The sequence below is a fragment of the Bacillus cereus group sp. N21 genome, assembly GCF_016483395.1.
Classification (GTDB): Bacteria; Bacillota; Bacilli; order Bacillales; family Bacillaceae_G; genus Bacillus_A; species Bacillus_A pseudomycoides.
In genome coordinates this window covers 33,719-50,832 of sequence record NZ_JAEHBX010000019.1, presented here as the reverse complement: position 1 = coordinate 50,832, position 17,114 = coordinate 33,719, and the positions used below count along the sequence as shown (strand labels likewise).

The following is a 17,114-nucleotide window of genomic DNA, read 5'->3' as shown; positions in this document are numbered from 1 at the left end:
GGGGAAAGGGGACACAAAATTATAGAAGCGTAGCAGCATAAATGAAAGCTGTAAGAAGAGCTGAGCCACTAGCTAATCCGATAAAATCTAATTTGTTAAAAGTAATATTGTTCATCATACTCTCTCCTTACTTATTTAATGAATGAGCAACTGATTTTGCATCGACAAGAGCGGATAACACCATGCTCATTGTATTTACGAGTTTATTTATTTTTATTTTGTTCATCATGCGTATCCGCTCCTTTTCGAATGGTTGTTGTTACTTTCTGACCTAATTGTACGAAATATAGAGGGAAGTCACTATCGAATTAGCTTACAGGAGGATTACACTTTTGTAAGGAAACTGAACATCTATGTAAGGATATAAATATTTGACAAGGGATTATGAACTTCGTACGTTAAAGAAAGGGGTGAGCACATGACAAATATTAGAGATATCGCAAAGCTAGCAGGTGTGTCCGTTATGTGTCACTACATAGCGGATTTTTTTGACTGGAAACGCGTTTCATACTTTATAACTGAATTATACCGGTTATGTAGTAATCCATGGATTCTTTTCAAGTGTTACGACAGTGAATAGAATTTGGAGGAGTATTGATGGATGAACTATTATTGAATGTGAAAAAGTATGTAGAGCCTGATGAACAAATCTTGTCTTTTATTGATATTGTTGTAATTGTAGGATCGGTATTCATTATTGGGCAAGAAAAAGCAATGTATACGCTCGTTGCAGTATTTATCGGAGCAAAAGTAATCGACTTCATTGTAGAAGGAATTAATACGAAAACAGCAGTTACGATTATATCTAGTCAACCAGATTTAATTCGTGAAACGATTACGAAACATATGACACGGGGTGTTACTGTTTTAGAAGGTCGCGGTGGTTATACTGGAAAAAATAAAGAAGTACTATATGTCGTAATTAATAAGCAAGAGCTTGTAAAATTAAAACAAGTAATCAGTAATGTAGATGAAGATGCATTTGTTGTTATTCACGATGTACGAGATGTACTTGGCGGTGGTTTTAAAGCAAGCTAAAAAGATGAACGAGGGGATTCGTTCATCTTTTTTTATTTTATAATTTGGGGAAGGATCTTCATTAGTTTTTCTTTTATTCGTTTTGCAAAGGATGGATTTTTACCAGAAGTTGATATGCTTATAACATATTCGTCATTTCGAATGATTGCAGGTGTATGAAAGGATGACTCTGTGCCATCACTTACGATATTAACCCATTGAAAATCATGTGCAGCTTGTTTGACCATCATATTTACAGCATGATGATTTGTTGCAGCATAGATGAGATGAGCATCTTTAATATCTTCTTCTGTAAACATTTTTTCCTTCCATGTAATATAGGTGAGATTCTCCATTTCTTCACAAATATATGGGCTCACAATCGTGACACGAGCTCCTGTATTCTTTAAACCAGCTGCCTTTCGATATGCAATTTTTCCACCACCGACGATCACAACCGTTTTGCCTTGGAGATTACACATAATTGGATAAATGTTATACATGTACATATTCCTCCATTCGCTCTAATAAAGCAGATTTCATGTAGGAATCAAATTGAAGACAATTACAAGTTGTAACGTTAGCATATTTTTTTGCATGCCGATTTATTTTCTGAAGTAATAACCCAGTGAAGAGAAGATAAGGCATGACATATACATGCCTTGCGTGCGATGACTTTTCATTGAGTTCATCAGTAAAAGAAGGTGTTCCTTTTGTTAAAAAGGAGCAGGAAACCGGCAAGCAGAGTCTTTGCTGGGCAGCTGCCCCAATTTGTCTTAATTCATGTATAGGCTGAGAATCACTGCTACCACGGCCAACAAGTAAGATTTCACTATTTGGCATTGGCATAGCTTCACGTATTCGTTTTATGACAAGTTCGATCATAAGCGGATGTGTACTAAAAGGTGGTATAACTGAAAATGTAATGTGTGGATAGTGCTTTTTTATTTTCTCAATTTCAAAAGGAACATCACGTTTATAATGGGCCGCTGCAAATAATAAAACAGGGACAATTAAAATCTCAGTTGCACCTTCAGTGATTGCTTCTACAATCGCATCTTGAACAGTCGGTGTTGTTAGTTCGAGAAATCCAATTTTTTGGATATTTTCACTTCGCTCGTTTATAACAGACTGAACAAAGTGAATGAACTGTTTATTGCCTTCTTGTAATCTGCTACCGTGTCCAATATAAACGATGCCTTTCATCTTGCGATCACCTCTTTCTCATTGATGATAGCTTGTAATTGATAATCAATGTGATGAAGTCCAACTTTATTGGCATATTGTAAAGTTGGTTCATCGATATAGGAGAATGGTAAATTCAGAATATCTGTGAAGCCAAGGCGGTTTACTTCTGTGATAAACGTATCGATTGCAGCACGTCCTTCAAATACAATGCTATCCCATGTGAATTCAGTCAGTGTACGTGAATGAACTTCATCAAAACGATGATCAATTGTATATTCGTGTGTCATGATATAAGAGCCAGCACCTATTTTTTCCTGAATGACGGCAATTCGATTAATATTTCGACCTAAATAAACAGTTGTTTCGTTGGAAAGTGTTGCAGGTAAGCTTAAAAGCCCATACTGCATAAGTGCCTTCTGTGTAGCGGCATTCATATACTGCAATGTTGCTTTTAAGGAGCGAATATCTTTTTGATGCTGCGCACATGATTGGAATAAGATTGCTACACTTTCAGCTGAGCAGAAAACAAGGCGCTCAGCATTAAAAATTTCACTAATCTGCTCAGGTGTTAATACATATTTTTGTTTTTTGAAAGTTGGTATTTGATATATTTCTGCGCCCGCTGCTTGTAACTTTTGCGCTAGTATACTTGTTTTGTTTGTTGCAGAGGCAAATAAAACTTTTTTTCCATGTAGTGGCTTGTGTTCTTTCCAGGCAATTTGTTTTCGTAAGGACACCACCTCACCAACAATTGTCATCGATGGATTTGAAATCTGTTCTTTTTTCACATCATCCACGATTGTGGAGAGTGTACCTGTAACAACTCGTTGTTTTCCAGTTGTACCCCATTCAATGACTGCTACTGGTGTATCTTTTTTTCTTCCTGTTTGTAATAAATTTTCGCAAATTACCGGCAAATTTTTAACGCCCATGTAAAAAGCAATTGTATCGCTGTTTAAGAGGGAGCTGTAATTTACTTGGTCGCTAATTGCGCCTTTTGTATGACCGGTTAACAAAGTTACACTATTACTGTAATTACGATGGGTAAGAGGGATGCCGGCATACGCACTAGCGGCAATACTAGATGTAATCCCTGGAACAATCTCGTATAAAATGTTTTCTGCTGCTAAAGCGGCTGCTTCTTCACCAACGCGACCAAAAATAGATGGATCTCCGCCTTTTAAGCGGACGACCGTTTTACCTTCTTTTGCAGACTGAATTAAATGAGCGTTAATCATTTCTTGTCGCATAATATGATTTGTTGGCATTTTTCCGCAATAGACGAGTTCGCATGTTGGCTTTGTATAGCGAAGTAAAGTTTGATTTAATAAGCGGTCATATAAAACAACATCTGCTTGTTTTAGGCAATCTATTGCTTTTTTAGTAATAAGTCCTTCATCACCAGGTCCTGCACCAGCTAAATATACGTATCCGTTCATCTCTACACCTCATCTATTTTTACTTGAAAGGAAGCCAAAAAGGGCTTCCCTGTACAAGTTACATATATATATAAATATCACCATCAATAACTTCTACTTCATATGTTTGGATACAACCATCATCAGGCTTTTGAACTTCACCTGTTATTAATGAAATTTTCCAGTCATGCAATGGACAGAAAACGAATTCTCCAGAAACAATTCCTTCGGCTAAAGGTCCGTTTTTATGAGAGCATCGATTTTCTACAGCGCGAATATCACCATTTGAAAGGCGAAATAAGGCGATGGATATATCCTTAATGCGCACTTCCTTACCGATTTGCACAGGAAGGTCTTCTGCATGCATTATTTTTATTTTTTCTTTTGTTTGCAACATGTAGATCGCTCCTTACTTTACAGTTTCTACTTCATACATGGCTTTTAATGACCTAGTTTCCAGTGCTTGTCCCCAAGCTTCTTCATATGTGTTACGCGCTTTTTGGAAACGTTCATTTAGCATAGTAACCATGCTTTCATCTTGCAGTACTTCTTTTATATGAGCTAATCCCATTCGTTCTACCCAAGGGGCTGTTCGTTCGCCGTAAATACCAGTTTCACGGTAATGTTGTACGTAAGCTGTGGCAATGCGAAGTACATCTTCTTCTGTAGGGACAATCATTACAAAATCAGCTTCACGCACTTCTGTACCACCGTTGCCACCAATATAAAGTTGGAAGCCATTTTCAACACAAACGACGCCAAAGTCTTTTGTTAATGCTTCTGCACAGTTACGTGGACAACCAGTTACACCCATTTTCATTTTGTGAGGTGTATCTACCATTTCTAACGATTGTTCAAGTAACATACCAAGCCCTAATGAATCTTTTGTACCAAAGCGGCAGAAGCGAGAGCCGACGCATGATTTTACATTGCGAAGGGATTTCGAATAGGCATAACCAGAAGTCATATCGAGGTCAGCCCAAACTTTTGGTAAATCTTCTTTCTTAACACCATATAAGCCGATTCGACTTGCACCTGTTATTTTTACAAGCGGCACATCATATCTTTTAGCAACTTCAGCAATTTTCATTAAATCATCTGCCGTAGTAACACCGCCGTACATACGAGGAATAACAGAAAATGTACCATCATGCTGAATATTGCCATTCATTCTTTCATTAACGAAGCGGGATGATTTATCATCTGCATATTCTTCTGGGCGTGTCATACGTAAATAGTAATTTAATGCAGGGCGGCATTTTGAACAGCCATCTTCATGTGCGAAGCCAAGGACGTTTCGTACTTCTTTTGGCGATTTTAAACCTTTCTCATGAATCGCTGTGACAACTTCATCACGTGATAAAGTTGTACATCCACATATACCAACGGATTGAGCAGATGCATCGAAGCTATCCCCGAGAGTATGAGATAAAATTTGTTCAACAACTGGACGACATTTACCACATGAACCGGCAGCTTTTGTACATCCTTTTACTTCTTCAAAAGTTGTTAAATCTTGTTCTAAAATAGCATGAACAATTGTTCCTTTTGTCACGCCGTTACATCCACAAACGGTATCATTAGCACTCATACTGGCAACGTCAAGTCCGCTTTCTTCACCAGCTTTGTGAAGAAGGGAGACGGGTGTGTATTCTTGTATATCTTCTTCCTTTTTTAAGATGCTAAAGAGGCGTGTACCTTCAGCAGTGTCTCCATATAAAACAACACCAACGACTTTATTGTCACGGATTAATACTTTTTTATAGGAACGCGTACACTCATTAAAGATTGAGATTGCTTTTGTTACGTCATCTTCATAAATTTGTCCAGCAGAGAATAAATCGCATCCTGCAACTTTAAGTTGTGTACCGACGATGCTACCTGCATATCCATCTGTTTGTGAATTCGTTATATGCTTTGCCAGTGCGGTCCCTTGTTCATATAATGGGGCAACAAGACCATAGGCAATACCGTCATGTTCTGCACATTCACCAACCGCATAGACTGATTCATCATCTGTTTGCATATAGTTATTTGTAACTATGCCACGGTTTACAATTAAACCAGCATCTTTTGCTAAATGTGTATTTGGACGTATCCCAACAGCCATTACAATTAAATCGCATGTTACAACATCCCCATCTTCAAATTGGATACCTTCAACACGGTCAGTACCAAGAATTTTCACTGTTTTCTTTTCCATAAGAAACTTCATACCTTGTGATTCTAAGTCTTCACGCAGTAATGAAGCGGCTTTGGCATCGAGTTGTTGCTCCATTAAGTAAGGCATTAAATGAACAACGTGAACATCCATTCCTAAGTCAATAAGCCCTCGTGCGGCTTCTAAACCGAGTAATCCCCCGCCAATGACGACAGCCTTTTTATATCGCTTAGCAGCATCCAGCATAAATTGTGTATCTTCAATTGTACGAAAGCCTGTTACACCTGGAAGTTGTGAGCCTTCAACAGGTAAGATGAAAGCGCCGGACCCTGTTGCGATAATGAGCTTGTCATATGTGACAATACGGTTCTTTTCTGTAACGATGACTTGTTCTTCCCGATCAATATTTATTACCTTTTCATTTGTATACAGCGTAATATCATTTTCCTCGTACCAACTGTATTCATTCATAATGATATTTTGGATATTTGTTTTTCCTTGTAAGACGTGAGATAACATAATGCGGTTATAGTTTGGATGAGGTTCATCACCAAAAATAGTAATATCATAAAGCGCTGGATCTAGTTTTAAAATTTCTTCAATGCAGCGTATACCAGCCATACCATTCCCGATCATAACTAAACGCTTTTTCATATTCATTTCCCCTCTTAAATGTGAAATGTTTAACAAACTTGTATACTTGTATTATAGAATCTTTGGAAAGTAGAGGGTGTGATGTTTATCACAGTTTTGGAGGGTTCACAAATTGTTAAAAATCATATAAAATTTCATTCGAATTCTTACAAAAATGTAAGGGGAATGTAATAGGATTCAATGGCGGAATTAAGTCCTTCTCTTTAAAATAAGTGTATAGAAAACTACACATATTGTGTGGAGGAGGAATCTACCTTGGAGTGGGGAAGAGTGAAAAAGCGAGTAATTATTACTGGAATTGCGCTGGTAGCTGTTATTATCTTACTACTACCAACAAAACTGGGACCAGTAATTGATAAATATAATCCATTTTGTAAAACAAAAGAATATTACACGATTGTGAATGATATAGGTCAACATATTGGTGATGAACGATATGAATATGAGTTTGTTGCATATGATGAAAAAGGTAGGGCACAGACGATAAAGAAAACAGTGAAGCACATGTTAAAACGAAATGAGGCATTGAAAATTACCGCAAAAGGACGTTACGGTGAATCATTGGTAGAGATTGAGGCTCAAAATATTCCTGTGCAGGCGAGAAGTAAGCTATTGGTGACAAGATAAAACACTGTAACATACTGAGTATGTTACAGTGTTTTTTATTACATATAAATCATTTAAAGAAGAAATTTTCCGGTGTTAGTATTTAAATATACGTTTACTATATAAAATAAGTTTTAACAAGACAGAGAGTATGGAATTTAGGGAATTTTAACTGTATAACAAGAAAGCGGACATAAGTTTATACTAAGCTAACTGTAGCAGCAGAAATGAAATCCGTAAGAAGAGCCACACTGCTAGCAATTCCGATTGCATCTAATTTGTTAAAAGTAATATTTTTTATGACAACATTGTAAGGTACATGTAAGTTAATTCGATAGTTGTCATTTGTGAATTCTATTACAATACAAGTAGGGAGTTTGAACATACAACTTTCTGTCTGGAATAGTGATGAATGTTTTAAAACCAACTATTGCATAGCCATTATCTCTTTATGAGATGAGGCTATTTTTTTAAACCTTACAATATTGTAAGGTTTTCGTAAGTTAATTCGATAGCTTATTTGTCATATTTTCTGCATAATAAAAAAAGATAAAAAATTAGGGAAGATAATCAGAAGGGAGAAGAATGGGATGCAAAAAAAAGAAGTAGTTAAGTTTCCGATAAAAGATTTCTGTAGCTACTTTACTGTTGCTGTCGTATGTGTTGGACTTTTTGACATAATTACAAATTTAATTGTTAAATAATATAGATGAAAAAACAAGAAGGAGATTCCTTCTTGTTTTTTATTGCCCTTAATCTGAAGCGGCGTATTAAAATAGATGTAAGAGGTGATAGGATGAAGTGGATTGATAGTCATATACATTTGGACCAATATAAGAATAAAGAGCAAATGAAACTAATTGATGATGTAAAAAGAAGTACTGAGATTGATGGACTGATTGCGGTATCAATGAACTATCATTCTTGTCAACAAACATTATCTTTAGCAAGACAACATCCATTTGTACATCCGGCACTTGGTTTTCATCCAGAACAGCCGATTAACCAAAAAGAATGTGAACAAATTTATAAGTTAATTGAGGCAAATGTAGGACGGCTTGTTGCCATAGGTGAGATTGGTCTGCCCTATTATTTAAGGCAAGAAAAGAAAGATATCGTATTAGATCCTTATATAAAAGTATTAGAGAGATTTATAATACTTGCAAAAAGGTTCAATTTACCGATTGTTTTACATGCAGTTTATGAAGACGCTGATATTGTATGTGATTTACTGGAACAGTATGAGATATCACGTGCGCATTTTCATTGGTTTAAGGGGAGTAAAGAAACGATGGAGCGGATGATTCAAAATGGCTACTTTATTTCAATTACGCCAGATGTTATGAAGAAGGAGAAAATTAGAAAAATCGTTTCGTTTTATCCGCTAGAATATATGATGGTGGAAACAGATGGACCCTGGAAATTTCAAGAAAATATTATGACGCATCCGGGTATGATTGAGGGTGTGTTAAAAGAAATTAGCTTGATAAAAAATATTTCTATGGAGAAGGTTGCAGAGCAAATATATCAAAATACGTTTCGGTTTTATGGGGAAAAATGACTTCTGTTTTTGGCTTTTCATGTAGGTAGTCCCCTATTCTTTGTGTAGAATTCAATTTACAATTATATACAAAGGGAAAGAATCCATTTAAAATAGGTATTGGTAAAAATTACATACATAAGAAGTAGGATAGGGATGTTACATTTTTTATAATATTTTACTATTGATTTTCAGAAAATCAGTCTAAAGCACGATGTTAAGATAGCGCTTCGTTTGATATCATTTAAGAGTAACAGGGTGATAGATTGCAGGTAATTGTAAGGAAAGGCTGAAAGGGGACAAATTTCAGCGGAGAAAGAGGTAGAGGTAGTGAAAAAATTCTTTGTAGGATTTTTAGTTGTTCTTGGAATGTATTTGTATTTCCAAGGAGAGTCTGAAGGAATGGAAAGATTGACGAATCAAACAAGTTATGTTGACTCAGAGGAAGCAAAACAGATGAAACAAATTATTACTGAAGAAGCAAAGAAAGTAAATCTTCCAGAATGGATACCTCTTACAATTGCCGAGCATGAAAGTCGTTTGAACCCACGAAGTGTTGGAGACAATGGCACTTCTTTTGGATTGTTTCAGTTACACCGAGGTGGGGGACTTGCTCCTGATCACTTAACGGACGAGCAATTGAAGGACCCGCGGACAAATGCCCAAATTGCGATGCCTCATTTAATGAAAGGGTATAAAAGAGGTGTGCAAAAAGGTTTAACAGATTTAGCGTTACTAAAATATATAGCAAATACGTCTGGATGGCCAGGTAATTTAGGACCTGAGTGGACGGATCAAAATATGAAGTATAACGTTGGGCTAGAGAACGTGTACTATCGAAATAAAGGAACAATGAAAGAGTAGATGCTAAGCACCTACTCTATTTTTTTATAAAAAAAGTTCCATTTCATTTTCTTTATAAGTAAATCCCATCTTTTTATATAGCAACTCACCATCTTTGGAAGAATGAAGCCATATTCGTTTTACGCTGTTTTCTTCACATTCCTCTATGCAGTGTTCGAGTAGTTTTTTTGCTAAACCATTTCCACGGTATTCTGGGAGTGTATACATATTTAAAATGTAAGCTTCTTTTCTAACGATATAATTCATTTGGTTTCATCTCTCATAATGAAACTGTAAAATAATTTGCCAGCTGCTGTTTTACATCTTCCAACTTTGTAGAAACTTGAGGGATTTTATACCCGACATATAATGGTGAAACAACAAAACGAGGAACAACTTTACAAATAATTTTTTCATCAAGGTGATAGAAGAATAAATTATAGCTGCTACAACCTTTATGAAAGCCCGTTAGTATGTAACGCACAGTTTGCTGAATATAATGTGCCATGGTGTCGATGGTTTTTATGTCTTCAATGACAATGTTAAATTCGGTAAAACCGATAATTGGCCGTGTAGAAATATTAAGTTCAATTTGTTCATCCTTTTTTACGGTAACGCCTTGAAAGTTTTCAGGTACTATGTTTTCTAGGTAGTTTACATATTTCATTCCGATAATTTGCATATGTGCATGATGCAAACTTCCGCCTGAAAATGGACCGTGATTTTTATATAAAATAACAGAAGTAAATTCGTTGCTCTTTTCTAAAGCTAACCAATGCTTAATAGAGAAACGAATTAACTTTTTCATGTGTTCAGGTGTATAGGTCGCAATATGATCATCACAATTATCTGTTTCTATAAGAACAGTTTGAAACGTATCTTTCAATGTTGGAAATTTATTTTTCAACCAAATAATAGAGTCTTCCGTTTCTAAAATGTCAGTGAGGTTTTCCGTATCGCAAAAAGGACAAGCTGTATTTTTATTACGGACGCTCTCTGGTTTTTGCTTGCCAATATCATTTAAAAAATAAAGTTGTTGTGTATCCATTCGTATATACCCCTTTAAAAATATATGTGAAATTCCCGTCTACTATATTCGTGAAAGGGAAAGGGAAATCCTGTATAGTGGAAAAGGAGGAAATGGTAAAAGAAGGAGATAGAAGATGGGAGAACAGAAAAATGTATCATTTCGTGATATATGGCGGACTGCTAATCCGTCAAAAAAATTATTTGCAATAGGGTTGTTTTTTTCAATACTATCAACAATTGCTGGACTAGGTATCCCGCTCTTAATTAAAGAATTAATGGAAGGATTTTCAAACGGTTTCTCCTTTTCGACGTTAGGATTGATTGCTGGATTATTACTAGTTGAGTTTCTAGGCGAAGCTAGTTCTATGTATATGCTGTCTCGAGTTGGAGAAGGAATTGTACGGACGATAAGAGGGAAAGTATGGGGGAAATTATTAAGCCTTCCGGTAGGATATTACGATAAAAATCAATCTGGTGAGATGGTAAGCCGCGTAACGAATGATACAACAGTATTAATGACGTTAATTTCTGATGAAATTGTCCAACTTATTACCAATGTATTATCAATCGTTGTATCCATTATTATCTTATTTATGTTAGACGTTCCGATGACACTTGTTTTATTGTCAGCTGTGCCTATTACTTTACTGGTTGTTTTACCGCTTGGAAAAAAGCTTGCTGACTTATCTGATCGAGAACAGAAGCAAATGTCGGAGCTAACGGCATTTTTATCACAGACATTAGGTGAAATCAAACTAATTAAATCGTATAATGCGGAAGGGATTGAATATAAAAGGGGCCAACATAAATTTCAAAATTTATTTCAATATGGGATGAAGCAGGCCAAAATCAAATCCGTTTTAGGCCCAATTTTAGGAATGTGTACATTAGTAGTGTTAATGAGTGTTGTAGGGTTTGGCGTTTGGCGAGTTGATCGAGGATATATTTCATCTGGTGAATTAATAGCGTTCATTTTATATCTGTTTCAAATTTTAATGCCATTTGTACAAATGAACCAGTTTGTAACGAGTTTTCAAGAGGCAAAAGGCTCTACACGGCGCCTATTTCAAATATTACATGAAAAAGAAGAAGAACATGTTTCTCTTTCGCAAAAAGTTGATGTACCAGAAAAATTAACATTTCAAAATGTAAGTTTTCATTACAATGAGCAAAGTCCAATTTTAAAAAATATTTCATTTACAGTGAAAAAAGGTACGACAACAGCACTTGTAGGACCAAGTGGTGCAGGGAAGAGTACAATCTTTTCGTTGATGGAACGATTTTATGAACCAACAGATGGGGATATTTTATTAAATGGAAATTCTTATCGTGGCATGAATATAGAAGCATGGCGAAAGCATTTTAGTTATGTTGCCCAAGCGGCCCCTGTATTATCTGGGACAATCGCAGAAAATATTACATATGGTATGAAACGTACTGTTTCACAAGAAAAGATCATTCAGGCAGCAAAGCTTGCGAATGCACATGAATTTATCATTGAATTTCCTGATGGATATGAAACAGAGGTTGGAGAGCGTGGAAATCAATTATCTGGTGGTCAAAAACAGCGAATTGCTATTGCGCGTGCCCTTTTACGTGATACAGAATTTCTATTATTAGATGAAGCAACGGCAAGTCTAGATTCGGAATCCGAAGTGAAAATACAAAGGGCGATTGAAAATGTATTTGCGAGTAGAACGACATGTGTTATTGCTCATCGTTTATCAACAGTCATACAAGCCGATAACATTCTTGTGTTGGAGAATGGAAGTATCACTGGAACTGGTACACATGAAGAATTAATGAAACATCATGCGTATTATAAAAAGATTGTAGAACAACAATTTTTAATAGAAAAAACAAAAGACAAGATATCCTAATTGTACTTGGGTATCTTGTCTTTTATTTTTTTTGTAATAATGTGTATGGATAATATAGAGTATTTTCATTTTGTTTCTTTTTTCTATTTTTCAGTGCATGTAAGGCAAAGAATGTACCTACAATTGCAAAGATGGCTTTCTTCATATTCATTTTCCCCTTTTTATTGTTCATTTAATTCTTGGCTAACTGCTTTTGCATCAATTAAAGCGTGGAGAATCATTTTTACCATGTTCATCATTTTTATTCCTCCTTTTATAGTCGGCTTAGTTCTTTTACAACTGCTTGTCCGTTTACTAACACCTCGAAGACTGCTTTTACGATTTCTTTCATCAGGACTGTTTCCTCTTTTTGTTTACCTCTTGCTTACATCTTTATTGTATAAGGAGGCACGATTTCGTACTATTGCTTTCCATTACGTGAACATAACAGTTGTGTAAGATTGGATGTAATTTGTTGAAATGTTTAGTCTATATTCATTATTTTCAGAAAAATGACTATTCAAACATCAAATGGGGAAGTATAATAAAGGAGTAAGTATTAAATTCCGTACGAAAGGAGTGAATGAGATGAAACGTTCTTTAGCTGCACGCGCAAAATTTTTAGATTTTATCTATTTTTGTCGTGCGATTTTTCATGATGTGATTGCTAACGGGATACGTATGCCCTTTTTTAGCAATTGCATAGCAGTTATTGAACGATAGAAATCTCTTCACCCATTTTATAAAACGTGTGAAAAGGGAGCTATTTGGCTTCCTTTTTCTATGCCAAAAACCATGGGGAAAGTTTCTTTCCTCATGGTTTTTTTACGTTGAAAGGAGTACGGAAAATGACAATTTGTAGTGTGAACAATGTAACGAAATCTTTTGGTGGGAACATCATATTTGAAAATATATCGCTTGAAATACAAAATGGTGAACGCATTGGATTAGTTGGCAGAAACGGTAGCGGAAAAACCACAATTTTTCAGCTATTAACAGGAATAGAGAATGTAGATGCTGGAGCAATTCATATGAAAAAAGGGACACGTGTTGGTCATGTAGCACAAATTCCGAAGTTTGCTGGTGAAACGAATGTATATGATGTATTGAGCGCTGCCTTTGTAAAAGAGAAAGAATTAGAAAGAAACATGCGAAATTTAGAGAAAAGTATGGTGGAGGAACACGATCCAACTAGTTTAGAGAGGTTAATGGAGAAGTATGGCGCAGTGCAAGAACAATTTTCGTTTTTAGGTGGTTATGAAATAGAAGCGAACATCATGAAAGTAGCAAATGGTTTACAAATAACGGAGCTATTTTCTCGAATTTTTGCTGAACTGAGTGGCGGGGAGCAGACGAAAGTAAGTCTTGCTTATATGCTGCTCAAGAAACCAGATTTACTACTGTTAGATGAACCGACGAACCATTTAGATTTATTTGCAGTAGAATGGCTCGAACAATTTTTGAAAGAGTATACAGGAACAGTTGTTGTGATCTCACATGATCGTTATTTTCTTGATGAAGTCGTTACGAAAATTTTTGACTTGGAAGACGGAGAAATTCATGTATATCATACGAACTACTCACAGTTTGTGAAGGAGAAGGAAGAAAGATTACTCCAAGAGTTCCAATCTTATCAAGAACAGCAAAAGAAAATAAAGAAAATGAAAGAAGCAATTAAACGTTTAAGGGAATGGGCGAATCAAGCGAATCCTCCGAATGAAGGACTGCATAAACGTGCTAGAAATATGGAACGCGCGTTAGAACGGATGGAAAAGTTAAAGAAGCCAATTTTAGAAAGAAAACAAATGGGGCTTCAGTTTGAAGGACAAGAGAGAAGCGGAAAAGATGTTATTGTAATGAAGGAAGTTGGCAAAAATTTTGCTGGGCGTATTTTATTTGAGGGAGCAAATTTACATGTGCGTTTTCAAGAGCGTGCAGCTATTGTTGGACGTAACGGTACAGGAAAAACAACATTATTAAAATTGCTATTAGAAGAAATGAAACCAGATGCTGGGGAGATCAGAATCGGTAGTAGTGTGAAAATCGGTTATTTATCGCAGCATGCATATGAGAATGTAAAATATGATGTATTAGAAGCATTCCGGGAGCATGTAGCTGTAACAGAAGGAGAAGCTCGGCACATATTAGCTCGTTTTTTATTTTATGGTCCAGCCGTTTTTAAAAAGGTCAATCAGCTTAGCGGTGGTGAACGAATGAGATTACGTTTGGCACAGCTTATGTATCAAGATATAAACCTCCTTGTGCTAGATGAGCCCACAAACCATCTTGATATCGAATCAAGGGAAGTGCTGGAAGAAGCTCTCGAACAATATAATGGAACCATTCTTGCTGTTTCACACGACCGTTACTTTTTAAATAAATTGTTTGAGAAAACATATTGGATCGATGAACATACATTGTTTGAATTTGCGGGGAACTATGCATGGGCACGTCAGAAATGGGAAGAGAGAATAGAGAAAGAAGAAGTGAAACAACAAGAGGTTCCAAAAATTAAAGTAATGAATGTAAAAAAGAAGGAATCTATTGGTATAGAAGAAATTGAAGGTAAGCTTATGTATATAGAAGAAGATATATATGCGCTGGAGTGCACAATGGAAGAAACAAGCAATGTTGAAAAGTTAGAACGGTTATATAAAGAAAAAACAGAAAAAGAACGATTACGGGCGGAATTATATAATCGATTAGATAGTATGATGGAATAGATGAAAGAAAAACAAGTCATCCTCTTAGGAGATGTGGAGGTGACTTGTTTTTCTATTAATACCCGTTAACTCGAGATGGAAATGGTATAATTTTCTTTATGTTATATTGTGAAAACGATTTTTTACATGTTGGTATGATTTAAAACAATAGTTCAAAAACGCGAGGAGAATTTTATGTTAAGGTATGCACGTCTCATTACGATTGTTATGATTTGCATGGTATATATAAATCATGTTTCACGTGAAACAGTAGGGTTACAAATATTTGTTGGTATTGCATGTTTAATGTACGTTATAAATCATGTTTTACTTATACAACCACATCAAGGGAGAAGGCTTGAATTTTATGTATTCCTCTCAAATGGAGTAGTTACAGCACTACTAGGTTTTTTATTTCCCGAGACATGTTTGTATTTAATTATATTTGGGATTGATGCGGTAGGAGTATTTATTCATACGTGGCGAAAAGCAGTTGTATATTTTTTTGTGAGTTTTTTCTTTGTATGTTGGTCTGCTATTTTACTATATACGTATCAATATACTGGAAAGATAGAAGTTGATAGTAATGCTATTAATTTTATGTTCGTTGTCTTCAGTGCTTTATCCGGGAACTTAATTAAAAAACTGACAGTAGCCCGCCAAACTGTCGACGATCAATATGAAAAATTGACGTTATCACATATAGCTCTAAAAGAAGCGCATGAACAATTACAGCTTTATGCGAAAGAAGTAGAAGAACTAACTACAGTTCGGGAGAGGAACGGTATTGCCCGAGAAATTCATGACACAGTTGGTCATAATATGACGGCTTTACTTGTTCAATTGCAGCTTGCAGAGGCTTTATGGAAGCAAAAGTCAGATGCTACAGAAGAAGTTTTACATACATGCCATGAATTAGCTAGAAAATCCCTTCAAGAGGTAAGAGCTTCAGTTCGTGCGTTGAAGGAAGAAAGAGATCTAGGGAACATAATAGAAAATATGAAAGGAATGTTAAATGAATTTTCAAAGGTAACCAAAGTACAAGTAACCTTTCATTTACAGGGAGATCCAATTATAATCCCATTGTCATTACAACCTACTTTGTTGCGTATTATGCAAGAGTCATTAACAAATGTAAAACGCCATGGAAAAGCGAGTTTATGTGAAGTTAGCTTATTGTGTTTGGATGGGAAGGTCATGCTATCGATTACGGATAATGGTATTGGTGTAAATGAAGTGAGTCCTGGTTTTGGTTTAATAAATATGAAAGAACGTGTAGAAGAACATGGTGGGATCATTCGATTTGAAAGTGAAAAAGAGAAGGGTTTTCGATTACAGATTGAGTTTCCACTTAAGGAAAAGACGTGGGTAATAGGAGGAACGAAATGATTCGTATTATGATCGTTGATGATCAGTCACTTATTCGTGATGGTTTAGCAATGCTATTAAATTTACGTTCAGAACTTGAAGTGGTGGGAACAGCAAATGATGGGGATGAAGTAGTTCGAATAGCAGAACAATTACAACCTGAAATTATTTTGATGGATATTCGAATGCCTCGTATAAATGGCGTTGAAGGGACTCGCTTAATAAGGGAAAGGTTCCCTGATATGAAGGTTCTTATGCTGACGACATTTAATGATAGTGAACTCATTTTTGAAGCATTAGAGCAAGGAGCGAGCGGTTACTTATTAAAAGATATGGAGACAGATGCAATTGTTCAGGCAATATTAACGGTCCATGCAGGGGGAGCGGTATTGCCACAAGATATAACAGCGCAAATTGTGAAGGAACTAAAAAGAACAAAAGTAGTGGAAATATCAGAGCAAAATCAGCCAAAGCAAGTGGAACAATTAACAGAGCGTGAAATAGATGTATTAAGAAAAATAGGCCTTGGATTAAATAATAAAGAAATTGCTGAGAAATTGTTTATTACAGAGGGAACCGTAAAAAATCATGTTTCTAACTTAATCAGTAAGCTGGAGCTGAGGGATCGGACACAAGCAGCTATATATGCAGTAAGATACGGTATTACAACATACACATGACTTTTGGCATAGAGAAAAATAAAAAAGCAGCAAATTATGCTGCTTTTTT

General features: G+C 35.8%; 20 protein-coding genes. 10 read left to right on the top strand and 10 right to left on the bottom strand.

Going from position 1 to position 17,114, the window contains the following annotated elements; translation table 11 throughout:
• Window positions 1-19: 19 nt before the first annotated feature.
• Window positions 20-115, bottom strand: coding sequence for a DUF3948 family protein (locus JDS96_RS13245; RefSeq protein WP_018767156.1), 96 nt, complete (start codon window positions 113-115; stop codon window positions 20-22).
• Between the two features lie 303 nt (window positions 116-418).
• On the opposite strand from JDS96_RS13245, the gene JDS96_RS13240 reads away from it, so the two are divergent.
• Window positions 419-580, top strand: a complete 162-nt coding sequence (locus JDS96_RS13240) for a hypothetical protein (RefSeq protein ID WP_170958256.1) — start codon at window positions 419-421, stop codon at window positions 578-580.
• A 17-nt stretch (window positions 581-597) separates the two neighbouring features.
• Window positions 598-1,038 (top strand): YitT family protein, encoded by a 441-nt coding sequence (locus JDS96_RS13235; RefSeq protein WP_199667096.1) that lies wholly within the window; start codon window positions 598-600, stop codon window positions 1,036-1,038.
• A gap of 32 nt (window positions 1,039-1,070) precedes the next feature.
• Here the strand turns inward: JDS96_RS13235 and JDS96_RS13230 are convergent, their stop codons facing one another.
• Genes JDS96_RS13230 through nirB form a run of 5 tightly spaced genes read right to left on the bottom strand, consistent with a single transcriptional unit; the run spans window position 1,071 to window position 6,438 of the window.
• On the bottom strand, window positions 1,071-1,520 hold the full coding sequence (locus tag JDS96_RS13230; protein WP_199667095.1) for a precorrin-2 dehydrogenase: 450 nt from the start codon (window positions 1,518-1,520) through the stop codon (window positions 1,071-1,073).
• A complete protein-coding gene (locus JDS96_RS13225; protein WP_018781996.1) occupies window positions 1,513-2,223 on the bottom strand; it encodes a sirohydrochlorin chelatase in 711 nt (236 codons plus the stop codon). Before JDS96_RS13225 ends, JDS96_RS13230 begins: the two co-directional genes overlap by 8 nt.
• The gene (locus JDS96_RS13220; RefSeq protein ID WP_199667094.1) at window positions 2,220-3,644 is read right to left on the bottom strand and encodes a uroporphyrin-III C-methyltransferase; all 1,425 of its coding nucleotides are present in this window, start codon (window positions 3,642-3,644) and stop codon (window positions 2,220-2,222) included. Before JDS96_RS13220 ends, JDS96_RS13225 begins: the two co-directional genes overlap by 4 nt.
• 58 nt (window positions 3,645-3,702) lie before the next feature.
• Complete coding sequence (gene nirD / locus JDS96_RS13215; RefSeq protein WP_003194479.1) at window positions 3,703-4,020, bottom strand: nitrite reductase small subunit NirD; 318 nt, start codon at window positions 4,018-4,020, stop codon at window positions 3,703-3,705.
• Window positions 4,021-4,032: 12 nt separating this feature from the next.
• The gene (nirB, locus tag JDS96_RS13210; RefSeq protein ID WP_199667093.1) at window positions 4,033-6,438 is read right to left on the bottom strand and encodes a nitrite reductase large subunit NirB; all 2,406 of its coding nucleotides are present in this window, start codon (window positions 6,436-6,438) and stop codon (window positions 4,033-4,035) included.
• A 255-nt stretch (window positions 6,439-6,693) separates the two neighbouring features.
• On the opposite strand from nirB, the gene JDS96_RS13205 reads away from it, so the two are divergent.
• Complete coding sequence (locus JDS96_RS13205; RefSeq protein ID WP_206777080.1) at window positions 6,694-7,065, top strand: YxeA family protein; 372 nt, start codon at window positions 6,694-6,696, stop codon at window positions 7,063-7,065.
• A gap of 178 nt (window positions 7,066-7,243) precedes the next feature.
• On the opposite strand, the gene JDS96_RS13200 is transcribed toward JDS96_RS13205, so the two are convergent.
• The gene (locus tag JDS96_RS13200) at window positions 7,244-7,429 is read right to left on the bottom strand and encodes a hypothetical protein (protein ID WP_199667092.1); all 186 of its coding nucleotides are present in this window, start codon (window positions 7,427-7,429) and stop codon (window positions 7,244-7,246) included.
• Between the two features lie 411 nt (window positions 7,430-7,840).
• On the opposite strand from JDS96_RS13200, the gene JDS96_RS13195 reads away from it, so the two are divergent.
• The gene (locus JDS96_RS13195) at window positions 7,841-8,605 is read left to right on the top strand and encodes a TatD family hydrolase (protein ID WP_199667091.1); all 765 of its coding nucleotides are present in this window, start codon (window positions 7,841-7,843) and stop codon (window positions 8,603-8,605) included.
• A gap of 309 nt (window positions 8,606-8,914) precedes the next feature.
• Window positions 8,915-9,448, top strand: a complete 534-nt coding sequence (locus tag JDS96_RS13190) for a transglycosylase SLT domain-containing protein (protein WP_006093133.1) — start codon at window positions 8,915-8,917, stop codon at window positions 9,446-9,448.
• 24 nt (window positions 9,449-9,472) lie between these two features.
• Here JDS96_RS13190 and JDS96_RS13185 read toward each other — a convergent pair whose 3' ends face one another.
• Together JDS96_RS13185 and JDS96_RS13180 are read right to left on the bottom strand one after the other, a co-directional pair.
• Window positions 9,473-9,694, bottom strand: a complete 222-nt coding sequence (locus tag JDS96_RS13185) for a GNAT family N-acetyltransferase (protein WP_006093134.1) — start codon at window positions 9,692-9,694, stop codon at window positions 9,473-9,475.
• Between the two features lie 13 nt (window positions 9,695-9,707).
• Complete coding sequence (locus JDS96_RS13180; protein WP_199667090.1) at window positions 9,708-10,475, bottom strand: DUF4931 domain-containing protein; 768 nt, start codon at window positions 10,473-10,475, stop codon at window positions 9,708-9,710.
• Window positions 10,476-10,590: 115 nt separating this feature from the next.
• Here JDS96_RS13180 and JDS96_RS13175 point away from each other — a divergent pair, with 115 nt between their 5' ends.
• Entirely contained in the window at window positions 10,591-12,336 is a 1,746-nt protein-coding gene (locus JDS96_RS13175; RefSeq protein ID WP_199667089.1) for an ABC transporter ATP-binding protein, read from the top strand.
• Window positions 12,337-12,358: 22 nt separating this feature from the next.
• Here the strand turns inward: JDS96_RS13175 and JDS96_RS13170 are convergent, their stop codons facing one another.
• Window positions 12,359-12,487, bottom strand: a complete 129-nt coding sequence (locus JDS96_RS13170; protein WP_026008686.1) for a hypothetical protein — start codon at window positions 12,485-12,487, stop codon at window positions 12,359-12,361.
• Between the two features lie 416 nt (window positions 12,488-12,903).
• Between JDS96_RS13170 and JDS96_RS13165 the strand changes: the two genes are divergently transcribed.
• The 4 genes from JDS96_RS13165 (at window position 12,904) to JDS96_RS13150 (ending at window position 17,065) form a co-directional block, all read left to right on the top strand.
• Window positions 12,904-13,038, top strand: coding sequence for an RAxF-45 family protein (locus JDS96_RS13165; protein ID WP_018767146.1), 135 nt, complete (start codon window positions 12,904-12,906; stop codon window positions 13,036-13,038).
• Between the two features lie 125 nt (window positions 13,039-13,163).
• The gene (gene abc-f, locus JDS96_RS13160) at window positions 13,164-15,038 is read left to right on the top strand and encodes a ribosomal protection-like ABC-F family protein (RefSeq protein ID WP_199667088.1); all 1,875 of its coding nucleotides are present in this window, start codon (window positions 13,164-13,166) and stop codon (window positions 15,036-15,038) included.
• A gap of 174 nt (window positions 15,039-15,212) precedes the next feature.
• Window positions 15,213-16,406, top strand: a complete 1,194-nt coding sequence (locus JDS96_RS13155) for a sensor histidine kinase (protein WP_199667087.1) — start codon at window positions 15,213-15,215, stop codon at window positions 16,404-16,406.
• Complete coding sequence (locus JDS96_RS13150) at window positions 16,403-17,065, top strand: response regulator (protein ID WP_199667086.1); 663 nt, start codon at window positions 16,403-16,405, stop codon at window positions 17,063-17,065. The genes JDS96_RS13155 and JDS96_RS13150 overlap by 4 nt, the downstream gene beginning before the upstream one ends.
• Window positions 17,066-17,114: the final 49 nt, after the last annotated feature.

Coding starts and splice junctions, on each gene's coding strand:
- JDS96_RS13225 (WP_018781996.1), bottom strand. CDS start 2,223: ATGAAAGGCATCGTTTATATTGGACACGGTAGCAGATTACAAGAAGGC.
- JDS96_RS13175 (WP_199667089.1), top strand. CDS start 10,591: ATGGGAGAACAGAAAAATGTATCATTTCGTGATATATGGCGGACTGCT.
- JDS96_RS13230 (WP_199667095.1), bottom strand. CDS start 1,520: ATGTATAACATTTATCCAATTATGTGTAATCTCCAAGGCAAAACGGTT.
- abc-f (WP_199667088.1), top strand. CDS start 13,164: ATGACAATTTGTAGTGTGAACAATGTAACGAAATCTTTTGGTGGGAAC.
- JDS96_RS13170 (WP_026008686.1), bottom strand. CDS start 12,487: ATGAATATGAAGAAAGCCATCTTTGCAATTGTAGGTACATTCTTTGCC.
- JDS96_RS13155 (WP_199667087.1), top strand. CDS start 15,213: ATGTTAAGGTATGCACGTCTCATTACGATTGTTATGATTTGCATGGTA.
- JDS96_RS13220 (WP_199667094.1), bottom strand. CDS start 3,644: ATGAACGGATACGTATATTTAGCTGGTGCAGGACCTGGTGATGAAGGA.
- JDS96_RS13200 (WP_199667092.1), bottom strand. CDS start 7,429: ATGTTCAAACTCCCTACTTGTATTGTAATAGAATTCACAAATGACAAC.
- JDS96_RS13245 (WP_018767156.1), bottom strand. CDS start 115: ATGAACAATATTACTTTTAACAAATTAGATTTTATCGGATTAGCTAGT.
- JDS96_RS13185 (WP_006093134.1), bottom strand. CDS start 9,694: ATGAATTATATCGTTAGAAAAGAAGCTTACATTTTAAATATGTATACA.
- JDS96_RS13195 (WP_199667091.1), top strand. CDS start 7,841: ATGAAGTGGATTGATAGTCATATACATTTGGACCAATATAAGAATAAA.
- nirB (WP_199667093.1), bottom strand. CDS start 6,438: ATGAAAAAGCGTTTAGTTATGATCGGGAATGGTATGGCTGGTATACGC.
- JDS96_RS13235 (WP_199667096.1), top strand. CDS start 598: ATGGATGAACTATTATTGAATGTGAAAAAGTATGTAGAGCCTGATGAA.
- JDS96_RS13150 (WP_199667086.1), top strand. CDS start 16,403: ATGATTCGTATTATGATCGTTGATGATCAGTCACTTATTCGTGATGGT.
- nirD (WP_003194479.1), bottom strand. CDS start 4,020: ATGTTGCAAACAAAAGAAAAAATAAAAATAATGCATGCAGAAGACCTT.
- JDS96_RS13180 (WP_199667090.1), bottom strand. CDS start 10,475: ATGGATACACAACAACTTTATTTTTTAAATGATATTGGCAAGCAAAAA.
- JDS96_RS13165 (WP_018767146.1), top strand. CDS start 12,904: ATGAAACGTTCTTTAGCTGCACGCGCAAAATTTTTAGATTTTATCTAT.
- JDS96_RS13240 (WP_170958256.1), top strand. CDS start 419: ATGACAAATATTAGAGATATCGCAAAGCTAGCAGGTGTGTCCGTTATG.